General features: G+C 54.8%; 3 protein-coding genes. All 3 read left to right on the top strand.

Annotated elements, in window-relative coordinates:
* A partial coding sequence (locus tag HMPREF3119_RS19110) for a phage tail assembly chaperone (protein ID WP_246829227.1) occupies positions 1–88 on the top strand: 88 nt, incomplete at its 5' end.
* Between the two features lie 11 nt (positions 89–99).
* Complete coding sequence (locus HMPREF3119_RS07585; RefSeq protein ID WP_070579195.1) at positions 100–384, top strand: phage tail assembly protein T; 285 nt, start codon at positions 100–102, stop codon at positions 382–384.
* 24 nt (positions 385–408) lie between these two features.
* Positions 409–1,284, top strand: an 876-nt coding sequence (locus HMPREF3119_RS19730; RefSeq protein ID WP_246829254.1) for a tape measure protein, incomplete at its 3' end; no start/stop codon positions are given.

Genomic DNA, 1,284 nt, shown 5'->3' with positions numbered 1-1,284 from the left:
GATGGCTGTTTACGGGCCGGTTCATGCCCGCTTACTGAAACAGGCGCTTGACCTGATGACCACGCCGGATGAAGCGGAAAAAAAGTAGCGCAGCCCGGGATGTTTTTTCTGATGACACTGGCGCTCCGGATGGGGCGCACAGTGGATGAACTGACCAGAACGATGAGCGCCGGTGAGCTGACCATGTGGATGGCCTTTGACCGCCTCAGCCCGATCGGGGACATCCGCAGTGACATACAGACGGCCCATATTGTCTCATCACTGTGCGGCGCACAGGGCGGCAAACTCAGCCTGAATGATGCGATGCTGAAATGGGGCGCTCAGGATGAGAGGCCGGCCGGTGACAGTCTGGAAGCGTTCCTCGGATCTATTTCTGAACATTGATTTTATTTTCTGAACGGGGGAGTAATGGCAAAGCTTCGTGAGCTTATTATTAAAATATCGGCAAATTCATCCTCGTTTCAGTCTGAAATAGCCCGCACCTCACGGATGGGGGAGAATTATTACCGGACGCTGGAGCAGGGCGGGCGCAAAGCAGCATCGGCATCACGCGAAACGAAACGGGCAATCAGTGAGCTGAATAATGAGCTGTCATCAATAAAATCGACAGTAACCGGCGTAATGGGGGCTATGGCCGGTGCTTTTGCCACGCAGCAGCTTATCAGTTATGCCGATACCTGGAGCCAGTTAAGCGGTCGCCTGAAACTGGCCTCTGTGTCTGCGGAGGATTTCAGCCGTGCTCAGCAGGAACTTATGTCACTGAGCCAGCGTACCGGCACGTCACTGGCGGCAAATACCAACCTGTATGCCCGTATTGCGCAGTCAATGCGTGATGCGGGTTATGCCTCGGGGGATGTGGCAAAAGTCACTGAAACGATTGCCACCTCACTGATTTTATCCGGTGCCAGTGCGGCGGAAGCCAGTTCCGTTACCACTCAGCTGAGTCAGGCACTGGCCTCTGGTGTGTTGCGCGGAGAAGAATTCAACTCCGTCATGGAAAACGGCGGACGACTGGCCAGACTGCTGGCAGCCGGAATGGGTACCACCATCGGCGGTCTGCGTGATATGGCGCAGAGCGGGCAGCTGACCACGGATAAAATCGTCCCGATCCTGACAAATACGGAGCAACTCAGAAAAGAATTTGAGCAGTTACCGCAGACCGTCAGTATGGCTTCGCAAAAGGTAGAAAATGCCTTTATGGCGTGGGTGGGCGGGGCTAATGAGGCATCTGGTGCAACCAGCACACTGACCGGGGCACTGAATGGTATTGCAGGAAACATAGAC

Source organism: Morganella sp. HMSC11D09, from assembly GCF_001807955.1.
GTDB classification, from domain to species: domain Bacteria; phylum Pseudomonadota; class Gammaproteobacteria; order Enterobacterales; family Enterobacteriaceae; genus Morganella; species Morganella morganii.
The sequence above is the reverse complement of the archived record's forward strand: the minus strand, read 5'-3'. Positions and strand labels throughout refer to the sequence as shown.

What these genes read in the sequence shown, in the direction of transcription:
- HMPREF3119_RS07585 (WP_070579195.1), top strand. Translation starts at nt 100, where the DNA reads ATGTTTTTTCTGATGACACTGGCGCTCCGGATGGGGCGCACAGTGGAT.